The sequence below is a fragment of the Streptomyces collinus Tu 365 genome (assembly GCF_000444875.1).
Classification (GTDB): domain Bacteria; phylum Actinomycetota; class Actinomycetes; order Streptomycetales; family Streptomycetaceae; genus Streptomyces; species Streptomyces collinus_A.
Map to the genome: position 1 here is coordinate 6,671,781 of NC_021985.1, position 16,651 is coordinate 6,688,431.

Genomic DNA, 16,651 nt, shown 5'->3' on the forward strand with positions numbered 1-16,651 from the left:
GGAGCGGCCCCTCCCGTCCCTCGGGCCGGCCGGGCGGTCGGGCACCGGCGCGGCGCCAGGCTATGGCGTCGGACCGCTTTCGACAAGGGCTTAGGAAAGGGGCTGGAGAAAGTCCCCTCCCGGCCTCCGGACCGCCGGGGCGGAACGCCGGTTGCCGCCCGCGCGTCAGTCGCCCAGCAGCTCCCGCACGAAGGTGTTGGCGAACTTGCCCGTCGGGTCGAGGGATGCGGCCAGGGCGCGGAAGTCGGCCAGGCGTGCATACCGCCGCCGGACGACGGCCGACGGCATGGTGAACACCTTGCCCCAGTGCGGACGCGGATCGAAGGCGTCCAGCGCCTCCTCCAGGCGGCGGACCACCGGCAGTACGGCCGCCGTGTCCGCGATCCAGGTGAAGTGCAGGGCCACCGAGTCCCGGCCGTACGCGGGGCCGAGCCACTGCGGGTCGGCGGCGACGGTCCGCACCTCGCAGGTCTGCAGCACACCGGAGACAGCCGACCGCACACCGTCGACCGCGTACAGCGCGTCGACAGCGGCCGACCGCGGCAGCAGGTACTCCGACTGCAGCTCCGCACCACTGCTCGGCGTGAACTCGGCGCGGAAGTGCGGCAGCCGCTCGTGCCACGGCCCCGGCACCCCGAACTGCTGCGTGCAGTTGACCGCCGGCATGCCGGGCACCGGGTGCAGCGCCTCGGCCGCGGGCGCCGCCCACGGGAAGTCCACCGGCGCCCGGTCCGTGCGGCGCTTGAGCCACACCTGCCGGAACCCCGGCTCCCGCCAGTCGGTGAACAGACTCACGCTGTACGCCGACGCCGCCACCGCCTCGTGGTCGAGCCCGTCCAGCGGCAGCTCCGTGAACACGTGCTGCTCGACCTCGTACGCCGGCTCCAGGTCGAGGGTGAGCGCGGTGACCACGCCGAGCGCGCCGAGCGAGGTCACGGCCCCGTCGAACCGGGCGTCGCCCCGGGCGACGGACACCGTCGAACCGTCCGCCGTGACCAGCTCCACCTCCCGCACCGCCGCCGCGAGCGGACCGTTGCCCACCCCCGAGCCGTGGGTGCCGGTCGCCACCGAGCCGGCCACCGAGATGTGCGGCAGCGACGCCATGTTCGCCAGCGCCAGCCCGTGCCGGTGGACCGTGCGGGCCAGCTCCGCGTACCGCACCCCGCCCGAGACGCGCACGGTCCGGGCCGTGCCGTCCACCTCGATCACCGGCGGCAGTCCGGCGATCGACACCAGCACGCCCTCGGCGCCCGGCTCGGCGATCCGGTTGAAGGAGTGGCCGCTGCCCAGCACCCGCACCCTCGCACTGCCGGCCACCAGCGCCCGCAGCGCGCCGAGGGTCTCCGGGCGGTGGAACTCCCCGGCCGTGTACGTGATGTTGCGCGCCCAGTTGGTGACCGTCCGCGCCGGCTCCGCCCGGCCCGCCGTCCTGCCCGCCGCCATGTCCGCCGTCCCTCCGTCGTCCTGCCGAACCCCGCGCCCCGCCGTGCCCGGCGGACGCGCGGACGCGTTGACCCTCTCGTCCGCCGCGACCTACCGTAGAGACCGGTTTCTGTCCGTGCCGCACCGAGCCGGAAGGTCACCTCCTTGCCCGAGCGCCCGCAGGCCCTGCTCGCCATGACGGCACGGAACGTGCCCCACGTCCTCCCGCCGGACCTGCTCGCCCGGCTGCGCGAGTCGGTCGACGTCGACCCCGCTCTGGTGGCGCACGACTTCACCGACGACCGGGTACGGCGGGTCCTCGCCCGCACCGAGATCCTGATCACCGGCTGGGGCTGCCCCCGCCTGGACGCGGCCGCCCTGGACGCGGCCCCGCGGCTGCGCGCGGTGCTGCACGCGGCCGGCTCGGTCAAGGGCTTCACCACCCCCGAGGTCTGGCGGCGCGGCATCGCCGTCTCCTCGGCCGCCGCGGCCAACGCCCTGCCGGTCGCCGAGTACACGCTGGCCATGATCCTGCTCGCCGGGAAGAACGTCCTCGCCGCCCGCGACCGGCTGCGCGCCGACCGCGCCCACCCCTACGGCGACATCCTGCCCGGCGTCGGCAACCACGGCCGCCGCGTCGGCGTCATCGGCGCCTCCCGCATCGGCCGTCGCCTGATCGAGCTGCTCCGGCCGCACGACCTGCGGGTGAGCCTCACCGACCCGTACGTCGACCGGGCCGAGGCCGGCCGGCTGGGGGTCGACCTGCTGCCCCTGGACGAGCTGCTGCGCGGCTCCGACATCGTGACCCTGCACGCCCCGGCCACCCCCGAGACCAGACACCTGCTCGGCGCCCGGGAGCTCGCCCTGATGCCCGGCGGTGCCGTGCTGATCAACACCGCGCGCGGCGCCCTCGTCGACCACGACGCGCTCATCGCCGAGCTGCGCACCGGGCGGCTCAGCGCCGTGCTCGACGTCACCGACCCCGAGCCGCTGCCCGCCGACTCCCCGCTGTTCGACCTGCCCAACGCCTTCGTGACCCCCCACCTCGCCGGCTCCCAGGGCAACGAGGTGGCCCGGTTGGGGCTGACGGTGGTGGAGGAGGCCGAGCGACTGTCGACGGGCGAACGTCTTCAGTATGCGGTCGACCAGGCGGCTCTCGACCGGGCGGCCTGAACGGCCCCGCCCCGGGCACCCGGTGGCCGGGGCGGGGCGGACCGACGGCGCCCCCGCACCGGGACACACCGCGCGACGTGCGGGGACCCGGCACGTCCGACGCCGGAGCGGGGGCATACGGTGAGAGACGAACGCCTGACCCGGGAGGAGATTACGGATGGGCAACCGCACCGCGCTGGTCGAGGATCTGATGGAGCGCTTCCCGCATGTGCCGCGGGAGGCCGTCTTCAAGGAGGACCTGCTCCGGGGCGGCGTCGCCTTCGACCCCTCCGCCCTCAGCGACAACGAGAGCGGCGAGGTCAAGCCGAAGTCGTACTTCATCTTCTCCTTCGACCACGGCACCCTGCCGGAGCTCGGCGAGGCCGCGCTGCGCCGGCCCCCGGAGGAGATCATCCTCACCGGCGGCCCGTACGACCTGCGCCGTACCGTCGTCTCCGTCCGGGTGAACCCCGCCTCGCCGTACCGGGTCGCCGCCGACGAGGAGGGGCTGCTCGGCCTGTACCTGGACGGCAGGCGCATCGCCGACGTCGGGGTGCCGCCGATGCCCGAGTACTACCGGCACACCCTGTCCAACGGGAAGTCCGTGATGGAGGTCGCCCCCACCATCCAGTGGGGCTACCTGATCTACCTGACCGTCTTCCGGGTCTGCCAGTACTTCGGCGCCAAGGAGGAGTGCCAGTACTGCGACATCAACCACAACTGGCGCCAGCACAAGGCGGCCGGCCGGCCGTACACGGGCGTCAAGGACGTCGAGGAGGTCCTCGAGGCCCTGGAGATCATCGACCGGTACGACACCCAGAAGGCGTCCACCGCCTACACCCTCACCGGCGGCGCCATCACCAAGACGGTCGCCGGACGCGACGAGGCCGACTTCTACGGCCACTACGCCAAGGCCATCGAGGAGCGCTTCCCCGGCCGCTGGATCGGCAAGGTCGTCGCCCAGGCCCTGCCCAAGGACGACGTCCAGCGGTTCAAGGACTACGGCGTGCAGATCTACCACCCCAACTTCGAGGTGTGGGACCGGCGCTTGTTCGAGCTGTACTGCCCCGGCAAGGAGCGCTACGTGGGCCGGGACGAATGGCACAAGCGGATCCTGGACTCCGCCGAGATCTTCGGCGCGCGCAACGTCATCCCGAACTTCGTCGCGGGCGTGGAGATGGCCGAGCCGTTCGGCTTCACCACCGTCGACGAGGCCATCGCCTCCACCACCGAGGGCCTGCGCTTCTTCATGTCGCACGGCATCACGCCCCGCTTCACCACCTGGTGTCCCGAGCCCACCACCCCGCTCGGCAAGGCCAACCCGCAGGGCGCGCCGCTGGAGTACCACATCCGGCTGCTGGAGGCCTACCGCGCCACGATGGACGACTTCGGGCTCTCCTCGCCCCCCGGCTACGGCCCGCCCGGACCCGGCCGCGCGGTGTTCTCCGTCAGCTCCTTCATGGACAGCCTCCCCGCCGCCGAGCCCGCGGAGGTGTGACCCCTCCCCGCGCGGCCGCGGTCACGTCGTGCGATCCTGCGGTCACCGGAATCGCATAGGCCGCTTGTCAGTTGTGACGAGGACGTGAAAGGCTCCTGCCCGCCGCGAGGTTCCCTCCAACTCCTTCCCCCCGATGGTGAGTTGGCCTCGCGCGTAGATGCAGGAGCCCCATGTCCGACCTGCCGACCCCCCAGGACGCCACCGAGGCGGCACTCTTCTCGGAGTGCTGGGACGCGGTCCTCTCGTACGCGGACCTGTGCACGTCCGGCGCGCTGACGGCACATCAGCTGGCGACCGAGGCGTTCACCCTCGGCATGCGCGAGGTGCGCGCCGCCGGGGCGCTGCCCGCGCGCGGCCCCGGCGGGCGCGCGGGCCGGCTGCCCATGATCGCGGAACTGCTCACCGCCGTACGCGCGACGGCCGCCGCCTGGGAGGCCGACGGGCAGGGGCACCGGCTCGACCCCGAGCTGCGGCTGTGGCTGAACTCCGAACAGGCGGCCCGCTACACCGGCCCGCCGCTGCGGCGCCCGGTCGCCCTGCGCGGCCTGCGCGACCTCCAGGAGGCGGACGCGTCGCTGTTGTGGCTCGCCGAGGTGGAGGCGCTGCCCCTGCCCGTCGTGGCCCGCCGGCTCGGCCTCGACCCGGACACCGTCGCCGACGAACTCGACCAGGTCCGCTCCCTGTTCCGGGGCCGCTGCCACCGGGCCCACCTGGACACCCCGCTCGACCCGCTGTGCCGCAGCTACGCCCGGCTGCTGGACGCGGTCACCCGCTCACCGGCCGCCGAGACCCCGGGCGACCTCTCCCGGCACCTCGCCACCTGCGTGCGCTGCGCCGAGGCCGCCGCCTGTCTGCGCCTGCACGGCGGTGGACTGCCCGCCGCGCTGGCCGGCGGGGTCGTCGGCTGGGGCGGCCTCGCCTACCTGGAGCGCCGCCGCCGGGCCACCGAGGTCCGGCTCGGCACCGGCGGCCCGCCCGCGGCCGACGGCGCCGAGACGAAGGAACCCGCCGCCCGCGCCCGCGTGCTGCGCAACGGGCTGCTCGCCGCCGCCGTACTGCTGTCGGCGCTCGCCCTCGGCGTCTCCATGATGCCGTTCGGCGGCTCCGGCGACGCCGGGGCGGCCGCCCGCGACGACCGCCAGCCGGTCGCCGACCCCGCCGCGCCCCGCACCCCCGCCCGCACCCCCGCGGCCTCACCGTCCGCGTCCGCCGGGCGCTCCGCCTCCGGCCCGCCCTCCACCACCCCGTCCAAGGACGCCACGAAGGCGGAGGCCGGGCGGAAGAACCCCGGCCCCGAACCGCAGGGCACCTCGTCCGCCACCCCCGGCGGCACCCCGAGCCGCAGCACCGCCCCCGCCGCCGGCTGCCGGGTCGCCTACCACCTGGACAGCCAGTGGGCCGTCGGATTCCAGGCCACCGTCACCGTCACCACCGACAAGGCCCTCACCGGCTGGCAGGTCGCCTGGAACTTCCGCGACGGTCAGCAGGCCGGCCAGATGTGGGACGCCACGGTCCACCAGAACGGCTCCCGCGTCACGGCCACCGCGGCCGACTACAACCGGGCCGTGCCCGCGCACGGCAGCCTGTCGTTCGGATTCATCGCCTCCTGGCAGGGCGAGAACCGGCCCCCGCACGGATTCACCCTGAACGGCGCGGCCTGCGCCACCGGTTGAGCGCCGCGGTGCCGCCGACCGGGTGCCGCGCGCCCCGGACCGGGTGCCGTCCCCGGCAGGAGCCGGGGCCCGGCGGCGGTGACGGAAAAACCCGTTGACGGGCGGCGCCCCGGGGCGGGAGAGTGATCACACACGCCGGAGCGGTGTGCGAAGCGCGAGCGGAGACGAGGAGGTGTCGACCGATGGCTGTCACTGTGCCGGGCCCTGCCCTCATCCAGGAACACCTCAAGTCCACCTCCGTGGCCACCGGCTGACCTGACCGCGCCGTACGCGCACGCCGGGGCCACCCTTGTGAAGGGTCTCCCTTGACTTCCAGCTCCGCTGCTCTCTCCGCGCTCGCCCCCTACGGCTGGGACGACGCCTGGGCCGACGCGTTCACCCCCTACGAGGCCGAAGGGCTGCTGCCCGGCCGGGTGATCCGGGTCGACCGCGGCCAGTGCGACGTGGTCACCCCGGGCGGTGTGCTCCGGGCCGACACCGCCTTCGTCACCCCGCACGACCCGCTCCGGGTCGTGTGCACCGGCGACTGGGTCGCCGTCGAACCCGGCGGCAGCCCCCGCTACGTGCGCGCGTACCTGCCGCGCCGCACCTCCTTCGTGCGCTCCACCTCCTCCAAGCGGTCCGAGGGGCAGATCCTCGCGGCCAACGTCGACCACGCCGTCATCGCGGTGTCCCTCGCGGTCGAACTCGACCTCGGGCGCGTCGAGCGGTTCCTCGCGCTGGCGTGGGAGTCGGGCGCCCAGCCCGTGGTCGTCCTCACCAAGGCCGACCTCGTACCGGACCCGGTGACCCTCGCCCACCTCGTGCAGGACGTCGAGACGAGCGCGCCCGGCGTGCCCGTGCTCACCGTCAGCGCCCTGCACGGCGACGGCCTCGACACCGTCGTCGCCCTCGTCGGGTCGGGCACGTCCGTGCTGCTCGGGCAGTCCGGCGCGGGCAAGTCCACCCTCGCCAACGCGCTCGTCGGCGAGGACGTGATGGACGTGCGGGCCGCCCGGGACGTCGACGGCAAGGGCCGGCACACGACCACCACCCGCAACCTGCTCGCGCTGCCCTCGGGCGGTGTCCTCATCGACACCCCCGGCCTGCGCGGCGTCGGCCTGTTCGACGCCGGCGGCGGGGTGGAACAGGTGTTCGCCGAGATCCGGGAACTGGCCGAGCGGTGCCGCTTCCACGACTGCTCGCACGAGTCCGAGCCCGGCTGCGCGGTCCGCACCGCGGTCGAGGACGGCGAGCTCCCGGTCCGGCGGCTGGAGAGCTACCGCAAGCTCATGCGGGAGAACCAGTGGATCGTCGCCAAGACCGACGCCCGGCTGCGCTCCGAGATCAAGAAGGACTGGAAGCGCAGGGGCGCCCAGGGCCGCGCGGCGATGGAGGCCAAACGGGGCCGCTGGAGCTGACCACCGCTGCCGCGCAGGGGAGACGGCGGAGGCGGGTCGGGGCGGGGGCGACGGCACCGTCGCCGCCCGCCCCGACCCGCGCGGGCTTCCCCGGCCTTGCCCCGCGCGGGCGGCGTTCCCGGCTGCCCCGGGCGGGTGTCGTTGCCGGCCTTGCCGCGGACGGCCGGTGCGCCCGGACCTCGCTCCGGGCGGGCGGCGCTCCTGCCGGACCTTGCCCTGCGCGGGCGGCGCTCCTGCCGGACCTTGCCCTGCGCGGGCGGCGTTCCTGGCCCTGCCCTGCGCGGCTGGCGTCTCCGGCCATGCCCCGCGCGGCCGGTGTGCCGGACCTTGCCCTGCGCGGGCGGCGCTCCTGGCCCTGCCCTGCGCGGCCGGGGACACCGCCCCGCCCCCCACCCTCCGCGGGCTCCGTGTCCGATTTCCGCCAGCCCGTCCGGGCGTCCGGTCGGACAATGGGACATGTGATGGACGAGGACAGCAGGTACGAAGCGGTGCGCAGCCGGGACGGGCGGTTCGACGGGGCGTTCTTCTTCGCCGTCGAGACGACCGGGATCTACTGCCGGCCGAGCTGTCCCGCGGTGACGCCCAAGCGGCGCAACGTGCGGTTCTTCCCGACGGCGGCCGCCGCGCAGGGCTCCGGCTTCCGGGCCTGCCGGCGCTGCCGGCCGGACTCCGTGCCGGGCTCCGCCGAGTGGAACGTCCGCGCGGACGCCGTCGGCCGGGCCGTACGCCTGATCGCCGACGGTGTCGTGGACCGCGAGGGCGTCGCGGGCCTCGCCGCCCGGCTCGGCTACAGCGCCCGGCAGGTGCAGCGCCAGCTCACCGCCGAACTCGGCGCCGGACCGGTGGCGCTGGCCCGCGCCCAGCGGGCGCACACCGCCCGGCTCCTGCTGCGCACCACCGATCTGCCGATCACCGAGATCGCGTTCGCGTCCGGGTTCTCCAGCGTGCGGCAGTTCAACGACACCGTCCGCGAGGTGTACGCCGCGACACCGACCGAGGTACGGGCCGCCGCTCCCCGGTCCCGGGGTGCCCGCCGGGCCGCACCGGGGGCAGGCATCCCGCTCCGGCTCGCCCACCGGGGCCCCTACCAGGCGGCCGCCGTCTTCGACCAGCTCGCCCGGGAGGCCGTACCCGGCGTCGAGGAGGTGAGCGGCACCCCCGGCGGCCGCACCTACCGGCGCACCCTGCGGCTGCCCTACGGCACCGCGCTGGCCGCCGTCGGCGAGCGTTCCCGCGGCGCGAGGGCGGCCGGCGGCATGCACCCGGGCGGCTGGCTCGACGCGCAGGTGCACCTCAGCGACCCTCGCGACCTGACCACCGCGGTGCAGCGGCTGCGCCGGCTGTTCGACCTCGACGCCGACCCGTACGCGGTGGACGAGCGGCTCGCCGCCGACCCGGGGCTCGCCCCGCTGGTCGCCGCCCGGCCCGGACTGCGCTCGCCCGGCGCCGCCGACCCGCTGGAGCCCGCGGTGCGGGCCCTGGTGGGGGTGGCCGGGGCCGCCGAGCTGGTCCTGCGGTACGGCAAGGCCCTGGACGCGCCCTGCGGGAGCCTCACCCATGTCTTCCCCGAGCCCGCCGCCCTCGCCGGCGCCGAACCCGGCGGCCCGCTGGGCGCGCTGGCCGCCGCCCTGGCCGACGGCACCGTACGGCTGGACCCGGGCGCCGACCGCGACGACGCGGCACGAGCCCTGCTCGCCCTGCCCGGCCTCGCCCCGGCCGTGGTCGCCACCCTCCGCGTCCGCGCCCTCGGCGACCCCGACGTGGCTCCGCCCGGCGTCGACGCCCCGGACAGCTGGCGGCCCTGGCGGTCCTACGCCGTCCAGCACCTGCGGGTGGCGCAGACCGCCCGGACCGCGGCGGAGCCGGGCGCGCCGGGCTAGGAGGGAGCCCCGGGTCGGGCGGGACACGGCCCGGCCCCCGCGTCGCCCGCGGACGGCCCGCCGTACCGCTGGGCGCCCAGCGCCGTCACATGTGCGTCTCGGTGCACGCCCACGTCCACGTGTCTACGGCTGCGCCTGCGAGCGGCAGCATGAGCGCCGCGAGCAGCGCGGCGACGGGGGGACGGGCGCCTTCCGGGGCGCGAGAGGCGGACGGGGGCGACGGCGGTCAGCGAGGGCTCACGCTCACCGCCGGTTCCCCGCCGACCGCCGGCTCACGCTCGACGCCAGCTCACCGTCACCGCCTTGCGGATGCTTCGCGGGGGAAGGGTGACCCGGAGCGTGTGCCGGTCGCCGTCCCAGGACCAGGCCGAGGCCGGCAGGGGCCGGCCCGAGACCGTCACCGTCCTCGGGGCCTGCCGCACGCCCAGGAAGCGCACGGTCCACCGGCGCCGGTCCGCCTGCCCGGCGAACGTGCCGCGCGCGGCACCGATCGTCAGACGACCCGACGACGCCTGCTCCGCGTAGCGGGCCCGCACGGTCGCGGCGTGCTTCGAGACGGTGCCGCTCCCGTCGTCGTCGTACAGCGAGAGGCTGCCCGAACCGCCCGAGGCGACCGTGAGGGTGAGCCCGTCCCGCTCGCCGCGGACGTCACCGGGCACGTCCGTGGACCGGGTGGCGACGATGCCGCCGGAGCGCACGAACACCGGCATGGTGTCGAGCGTGGTGGTGATGTCGTACGTGGCCCCGCCGGCGGGCGCCGTGTAGCCCGCCCCGGTGAAGTAGTCGGTCCACCGCCCGGGCGGGAACCAGACCGACGTGGTGGTCCGTTCGCCGGGCCGGGTGACCGGGGCCACGAGCATGTCGGGCCCGTACAGGTACTCGCCGCCCGCCTTGTCGTAGGCGTTCTCCTCCTCCGGGTACTGGAGGTACAGCGCCCGGACGACGGGGACTCCGGTGGTGCTCGCCTCGCGCGCCAGGCTGTACGTGTAGGGCACGAGCGCCTCGCGCAGCCTGAGGAACTTCTCGGCCGACGCCCGCGCCTGGGACCCGTACTGCCAGGGAAGCCGGTCGCTGTGGTTGCTGTGCAGCCGGTCGATCGGCTGGAAGGTGCCGAACTGCACCCACCGCGCGTACAGGTCGTCGGGCAGCTTGGTGGTGCGGTGGGTCGTGCCGCCGGCGGTGTACGTCTCGGCCCCGGGGATGCCGTAGCCGTCGTTGTGGCCGCCGATGTCGTGGCTGATCGCGGACAGGCCCGTCGCGGCCGACTCATCGGGTGTGTAGCCGACTTCGGCGCGCAGGGTCCCCCAGTCGGAGGTGGTGTCCCCGGAGAAGTGGACGGTGGTGCGCTTGTCGGCCCAGGGCCCGGTGGGCAGCCCGACCCCGGCGCTGTAGCCGCCGGCCTGCAGCGAACCGTAGGCGCGGGACAGGACGAACCCGCGGTCGCTCGTCTCCGAAGTCAGGTCGGCGTACTGCTGGTTGATCCAGGCGTCCGGCGTGACGCCCGGCTGTGAGGAGCGAGAGGTGTCGCAGCACCAGTCCAGCCACCAGAAGTCGTTGCCGGCGCGGTCCATCGGCCGGTGCAGGTCGAGGTACGCCTTGAGCTGGTCCGGGTCGCCGAAGTCGAAGGTGTAGCAGTCGGAACCGGCCGCGGACGCGCAACCGCCCTTCACCAGCTTGCCCCTGGCCGTCGCCTGGGCCTGGGCGAACCGCGGGTCGCTGCCGAGGATGCTGGGATGCACGTTCAGCGTGTTGGCCAGCCCCTGGTCCCGCGACCAGTCGAAGAAGCCCTTCGGGTCGGGGAACTTGACCGGGTCGAAGTCCCAGCCGCTCCAGGTGTTCGGCGCCTTGAAGTCGGTGTCGGTGACGAGCACGTCCAGCGGCACGTCCGCGGCCCGGAACGCCGGGACGACGGTCTGCTCGTAGTCGGCCGCCGTACGGTCGATGTACTCGGAGTACCACACGCCGTACGCCCAGCGGGGCAGCAGCGCGGACGGGCCGGTCAGTGTGGCGAGGTCGGCCAGGCCCCGCCGGTAGTCGTGGCCGAAACCGAAGAGGTAGCCGTCCTGGTAGGGCCGCGCGCCGTGCGAGGGGCGCGGCGCCGCCTTCCTCGTCGCCGTGTCGTAGGCCGCGGACGCGGTGTCGTCGAGCAGGTACCAGCCGTCCCGGTGCAGCAGTCCGGGCGTGGTCCAGGGCGCCGGATCGGCATCGCCGTCGAGCCCGTCGAGGCTGCGCCGGTAGCCGCCCAGGGCGAGGTGCGGCGCGGGGGCGGGCTGCGCGAGGGGGGTCAGCGCGAGCGTGTCGACGTTGACGTGGCAGCTGTCCGCGTCGGGGCAGCTCAGGGCCACGTCCTGCGTCCCCTTCTTCAGGTCGACGGGCACGGACGCGGACTGCCAGGCGTCCCAGCCGTCGGTCGCCGGGAGGTCGAGGGTGCGGGCCGGTCCGCCGCCCGCCGTGATCTCGACGCTCCGCGTCGTGTGCAGGCCGTCGCTGCCGGTGCCGTTCGCGTAGCGCAGGTGCAGGAGGTAGGTGCCGTCCGCGGGGACGCCCGACACCGGCTCGGAGAGACCGGCACCCTGGTCGAGTTCGGCGACGAAGCCGTACCCGGCGTACCCCTTGTGGTCGGTGGCGACCTGCGCGGAGCCGGCCGAGCGCGCCTCCTCCGCCTCGCAGCCGGTGCCGAAGCGGCACCCCGGGACGGCGGCCGCCGCCCGCGTGGGATAGCCGGCGCCGGCGGCCACGAGGGCGACGCTGTCGATGTTGACGTTCCCGGAGTCGCCGGGAGCGCGGCGCAGCCGGACGGTGTGGTGGCCACCGGCGAGCGACAGCGGCAGCCGTGCCACCGCCCAGGTGTTCCAGTCACTCGTCTCGGGCAGCCGGAACTGCCGGTCGGCGCCGCCGTCCACACCGACGCTGAGCGTCCTGGTCTCGTGCTTGCCGTCGCCGCCCGCCGAGTTGGCGTAGCGCACGGCGAACTCGTAGGCGCCGGACGAAGGCGCCCGCACGTCCGCCGACAGCGAGTTGTTGTCGACGCCGAAGCCGGCCAGGAACCCCTTGCCGGTGAAGTCACGGTGGTCGGTGGCCAGTCCGGGCCCGTCGTACGCCTGGTCCTCGGCCTCGCACAGCGCGCCCGCCGCGCAGGTGCGGTGCCGCCAGGGCGACGCGAGGACGGACGACGGCCCCGCCTTGAGCCGCACCCTCAGGTTGTCCGCGTCGAACGGCCCCGTCCCGACGTCGTACCGGAGCGTCAGCGCGCTGGTGGTGACGGTCAGGACGCCGTCCTTCACGGAGGACGTGTACGGCGTCGACGGGAAGGCGTCCCGGCCGACGGCGTTGAAGGTGGCGTCGTCCTCGAACTTCCCGTCCCCGGCGTACTCGGTGCGTATCAGGGTGGGGGAGAGGACCTCGAACCGCGCGTCGGACACCACCACCGCCGAGGCGGAGGCGCGCGCCGGCTCCGTCGCGCCGTGCGCCGGGGCGGCGGGGGCGCCGAGCAGGCCGGACGCCACGGCCAGGCACGGGAACAGGCGGGACGCGAGGGTGATCCGCGTCCGGCGGCGGGATCGGGGAATCGGTGGGTGCACGGCACGCTCCACGGGTGGACGGCGGCGCTCTCGCGAGCGCGTCGGGCATGCGGCTGAGGCTTCGCGGGGGTCGCGCCAGTGCGGTCGGTACCACTCGGTACAACGTTGTAATGCGGCCGTTCCGCATGACAGCACGGCGGAATTCCCCGTGTCTACCCGCCGGACGGACATCGTTGTCAGCTGGCTGATCCCGACCCCGGCACGTCGCCCCTGACGCGCTGGGCCGGGCGGGTGGCGCGGCTGTGGCGGTCCGCGGTCGTGGGGCGGCCCTGTGGCACGGTCGCCTCCGACAGGGCCACGGAAGGCGGGCGTACGCATGGGCAGGACCGTAAGGGTCATCGCGGCACTCGGGCTCGCGGTGCTGCCCGGTACGACGGCACACGCCGCCGCACAGGCCGCGCGGCCGCCCCGAGCGGTGGCCCCCGCCCTGACCGCACCCGCCGCCCCGGCCCTCCGCCGAAGCGCCTGGACCGGCACCTGGGAGGCCGCGCCCTCCGGCACCGCCCCCGCACTGCCCGGCGCCGCCATCCGCAACGTCGTCCACCTCAGCACCGGCGGAAACGCGGTACGCGTCCGGCTCAGCAACCGGCTCGGCACCGCGCCGCTGCGGCTCGGCGCGGTCACCGTCGCCCTGCGGCGGGCCGCCGGGCCCGACGCGGCGCCCGGCACCCTGCGCACCGCCACCTTCCACGGCGCCCCCACCATCACCGTGGCACCGGGGCGCGACCTGCTCACCGACCCGGTCCCGCTGCCCGTACGGGCCGGGGCCGACCTCCTGGTCACCGTCCACACCCCGGACGACGACGGGCCGGCCACCTTCCACCGCCAGGCCATGCAGACCAGCTATGTGGCCCGGTCCGGCGCCGGCGCGGCGCAGGACGAGTCCGGTGCCGCCTACACGGCCACCACCGGCTCCTGGTACTACGTCACCGGCGTCGACGTCCGCGGCTCCGCCACCGGCAGCGTCGCCGCCTTCGGCGACTCGCTGACCGACGGCGTCGGCGCCACCACCGACGCCGACCGCCGCTGGCCGGACCGGCTCGCCGAGCACCTGCGCGTCCGCCGGGTCGGCGTCCTCAACGCCGGGATCTCCGGCAACCGCCTGCTGCGCGACGGTACGGGACCGAGCGGCCTGTCCCGCCTGGACGCCGACGCCCTCGACCGGGCCGGCGTACGGGTGCTGGTCGTGTTCGAAGGCATCAACGACATCATCAACACCCCCGGTCCGACCGCCACCGCCCTGACGGACGCCTACCGCACCCTGGTCGCCCGGGCCCACGCCCGCGGCATCCCGGTCGTCGGCGTCACGCTCACCCCGTACCGCGGCCACCGCCTCTTCGACGCGGCCCGCGAGGCGCTACGGCAGCAGGTCAACACGTTCATCCGCACCGGCGGCGCCTTCGACGCGGTCGCCGACGCCGACGCGGCACTCCGCGACCCCGCCGACCCGCAGCGGCTCCTGCCGGGCTACGACCAAGGCGACCACCTGCACTTCAACGACACGGGCCTGCTGGCTGTCGCCGACACCGTGGGGCGTGTCCTGGACCATCGGTTCGTGGGCCGTGCGGCGGGTGTACGGGTGCTGCGCTGAGGGCGGCCGGCGCCCTCCCCCCGGCACCACCGCACCCGGCCCTCACCCCCACACCACCGCGCTCAGCCAGGCCCCCGCGATCAGCAGGCACGCGAACAGTTCGGCGAGCACGCTGGAACCGCCCGCGCCCATCGTCGTGCGCAGCGCGGCCATCGCCTCGCCGTGGCCGCCGAGCCGCAGCCGCTCGTGCAGGTAGATCCCGGCCATGAAGCCGGGCGGCGCGCCCACCACCGGGATCAGGAGGAAGCCGAGGAGCGCGCCGGTGCCCGCGTAGACCGCCATGCGGGGGGTGGCGCCGCTCGCGCGCAGGCGGCGTGGCGGCAGGGCCCAGCGGACCACCAGGGACAGCAGCAGCACGGTGGTCGCCCCGACCAGGACGGCCCACGCCACCGGCTGCGGGTCCTCCAGCGCCCACCACAGGACCGCGGCCCACACCAGCCACGAGCCCGGCACCCCGGGCACCAGCACTCCGCACACGCCGAGCGCGATCAGCGCGCCGACCAGCAGGAGTTCCCACGCTCCCATCTGCCCAGAGTGCAGGAGTCCGCGAGTAGCCGCAGGTCAGAAAGGTCAGGCCGATCCTTCGCGGGCCACCCAGCCGCGTTCGTAGGCGTGCCAGCCCAGCTGCAGCCGGGTCGTCACCCCCGCCAGCTCCATCAGCCGCTTCACCCGCCGCTGTACGGTCCGCAGGCCCAGGTCGAGCTGTTTGGCCACGCTCGCGTCGGTCATCCCGGCCAGCAGCAGCGACAGCACCTCCAGATCGGTGGCGTCGGGACCGTCGGGCTCCTGTTCGGTCACCCCGGCCCCGCCCAGCCGGAGCGGCAGGGCGTCCCGCCACACCGACTCGAACAGACCGGCGAGCAGCTCCAGCAGACCGCTCGCGTGCACCACCAGCGCGGCCGGCTCGGCCGTGCGCGAGGTCAGCGGCACCAGGGCGAGGGAGCGGTCGGCGATCACCAGCTTCGTCGGCACCCGGTCCACCACCCGCACCCGCTCGTCCCGGCCGAGCGCCGCGGTGAGCTCGGCGAGCCCCCGCGGCAGGTCGAGCACGGACCGCTCCACCACCACCCGGTAGCGGACCCCGCGCCCGGCCGCCTGCTCCTCCGCCTCGTTCTCCGACCCGGAGACCACCACCGGGTTGCCGGTGACCAGCGCGCACACCTCCTCGGAGGCGCCGAGCTGGAGCTGGAGGAAGCGCTGGGCCACCGCGGAGGCGCCGGTCACCACCTCCACCAGGTCGTGCACCTCCGGTTCGGCCGCCGTCGCCCGGTACTCCTCGGCCAGCAGCGCCGCCGCCAGCTCCGCCTGCTCCAGCTCGTGCCGCTGCCGCGTGAGCAGCGCGCCCAGCGCCACCCCCGGCGGGGCCGCCACCCAGCGGCCCGGCCGGGCCGGGGACTGGGCCGCGAGCCCCTCCCGCTCCAGCCCGCGCAGCGCGCGCTCGGTGTCCGGCTCCGCCAGCGACAGGCGCCGCGCCAGATCGGACACCTCCGCGGCGCCCACGGACACCAGCGCCCGGTACGCCGACTCGTGCGTCTCGTCCAGGCCTATGGCTGCCAGCATCGGCCCACGTCCCTCCCTCGTTATCAAGCCACTCCGCCCGGTGTTGTCTGGCGGGAACCGGCCACGGCGTAAACCCGCCGCCGCACATCATCGCCGTACGGGCGGTGACTCTGCCAAGGTGGCACCACCGAAGGACGCGCGGCGGTGCATCGGACCCCTGGCCGCGTCCCCGGAAACCAAGCCGAAATCCCGCCAATCGACCGGCGCCGCCGTGTGCCCGGTCGCTGTGTGACGGTGACCCGGACCCCGCGGTGCGCGAACGCGCCACCGAAGCGCGGGAGCGGGTCACGCAGGATGTCGCCGGGCGGCCCTCCCGTGGGGGGTGGGGCCGCCCGGCGGCCATATGCCGCTTGCCGTACGGGAGTTCGGGCCGTCCCTCGACACGCCGTTCGACATGACAGGGCGAGCCGCATTTTCCCGATGCCCCGTTTTCATCCGGCCCGCGCGGTGGACAATTAGGGGCATGAGCCAGCAGGGGGGTAGGCCCGAGGGGCGCGAGGACGACTGGTGGAGCGAGCTGTACGGGGACGCCACGCAGGACACGGGTCCCACGGCGGCGCCCGACTCCCTGGACGACCGCTTCACCTCGGCGAGGAACGCGGTGGCGGGACGGCCCGGGGCAGCGCGGCGCGGCACGGGGAGACCCGAGCCGCACGACCCGGCCCCGGGGCCGGGTCAGCAGCCTGCGGAGCCCGTCGTCCCGGCGCAACGCACCCAGGCGCCCCCTGACGCGCCCGCACCACCGGCCGACGCGCCCGCGCGACCGGCGGCCGCCGCGCCGGTGGCACCGCCCGCAGCGCCCCCGGTACCACCGGGCGCACCCACGGCGCCCCACGGCGAGCCCCCACCACTCCCCGGCCCACCGGACGGCCCCGCCGCCCCCGCCGCAGCTTC

Annotated in this window: 10 protein-coding genes; 6 read left to right on the plus strand and 4 right to left on the minus strand. The window is 75.3% G+C overall.

The features are described from left to right. Positions 1 to 165: 165 nt before the first annotated feature. Complete coding sequence (locus B446_RS28965; RefSeq protein ID WP_020942989.1) at positions 166 to 1,443, minus strand: FAD-binding protein; 1,278 nt, start codon at positions 1,441 to 1,443, stop codon at positions 166 to 168. A 144-nt stretch (positions 1,444 to 1,587) separates the two neighbouring features. Here B446_RS28965 and B446_RS28970 point away from each other — a divergent pair, with 144 nt between their 5' ends. From B446_RS28970 to B446_RS28990, 5 genes are all read left to right on the plus strand, one after another. Continuing rightward, positions 1,588 to 2,595 carry a hydroxyacid dehydrogenase gene (locus B446_RS28970; RefSeq protein ID WP_020942990.1) on the plus strand — a complete coding sequence of 336 codons (1,008 nt, stop codon included), beginning with the start codon at positions 1,588 to 1,590 and terminating at the stop codon, positions 2,593 to 2,595. A 157-nt stretch (positions 2,596 to 2,752) separates the two neighbouring features. Continuing rightward, the gene (locus B446_RS28975; protein ID WP_020942991.1) at positions 2,753 to 4,072 is read left to right on the plus strand and encodes a radical SAM protein; all 1,320 of its coding nucleotides are present in this window, start codon (positions 2,753 to 2,755) and stop codon (positions 4,070 to 4,072) included. Between the two features lie 170 nt (positions 4,073 to 4,242). Next, complete coding sequence (locus B446_RS28980) at positions 4,243 to 5,745, plus strand: cellulose-binding domain-containing protein (protein WP_020942992.1); 1,503 nt, start codon at positions 4,243 to 4,245, stop codon at positions 5,743 to 5,745. Between the two features lie 305 nt (positions 5,746 to 6,050). After that, on the plus strand, positions 6,051 to 7,145 hold the full coding sequence (gene rsgA / locus B446_RS28985; protein WP_020942993.1) for a ribosome small subunit-dependent GTPase A: 1,095 nt from the start codon (positions 6,051 to 6,053) through the stop codon (positions 7,143 to 7,145). Between the two features lie 461 nt (positions 7,146 to 7,606). Further along, a complete protein-coding gene (locus tag B446_RS28990) occupies positions 7,607 to 9,025 on the plus strand; it encodes a DNA-3-methyladenine glycosylase 2 family protein (RefSeq protein ID WP_020942994.1) in 1,419 nt (472 codons plus the stop codon). 272 nt (positions 9,026 to 9,297) lie between these two features. On the opposite strand, the gene B446_RS28995 is transcribed toward B446_RS28990, so the two are convergent. After that, the gene (locus tag B446_RS28995; protein WP_020942995.1) at positions 9,298 to 12,606 is read right to left on the minus strand and encodes a TIM-barrel domain-containing protein; all 3,309 of its coding nucleotides are present in this window, start codon (positions 12,604 to 12,606) and stop codon (positions 9,298 to 9,300) included. 316 nt (positions 12,607 to 12,922) lie between these two features. On the opposite strand from B446_RS28995, the gene B446_RS29000 reads away from it, so the two are divergent. Beyond that, positions 12,923 to 14,197: a GDSL-type esterase/lipase family protein gene (locus B446_RS29000; protein ID WP_020942996.1), complete on the plus strand. Its 1,275-nt coding sequence runs from the start codon at positions 12,923 to 12,925 to the stop codon at positions 14,195 to 14,197. A gap of 42 nt (positions 14,198 to 14,239) precedes the next feature. Here the strand turns inward: B446_RS29000 and B446_RS29005 are convergent, their stop codons facing one another. Together B446_RS29005 and B446_RS29010 are read right to left on the minus strand one after the other, a co-directional pair. After that, entirely contained in the window at positions 14,240 to 14,722 is a 483-nt protein-coding gene (locus B446_RS29005; RefSeq protein ID WP_020942997.1) for a DUF456 domain-containing protein, read from the minus strand. 45 nt (positions 14,723 to 14,767) lie between these two features. After that, a complete protein-coding gene (locus B446_RS29010; protein ID WP_020942998.1) occupies positions 14,768 to 15,757 on the minus strand; it encodes a helix-turn-helix transcriptional regulator in 990 nt (329 codons plus the stop codon). Positions 15,758 to 16,651 lie beyond the last annotated feature (894 nt).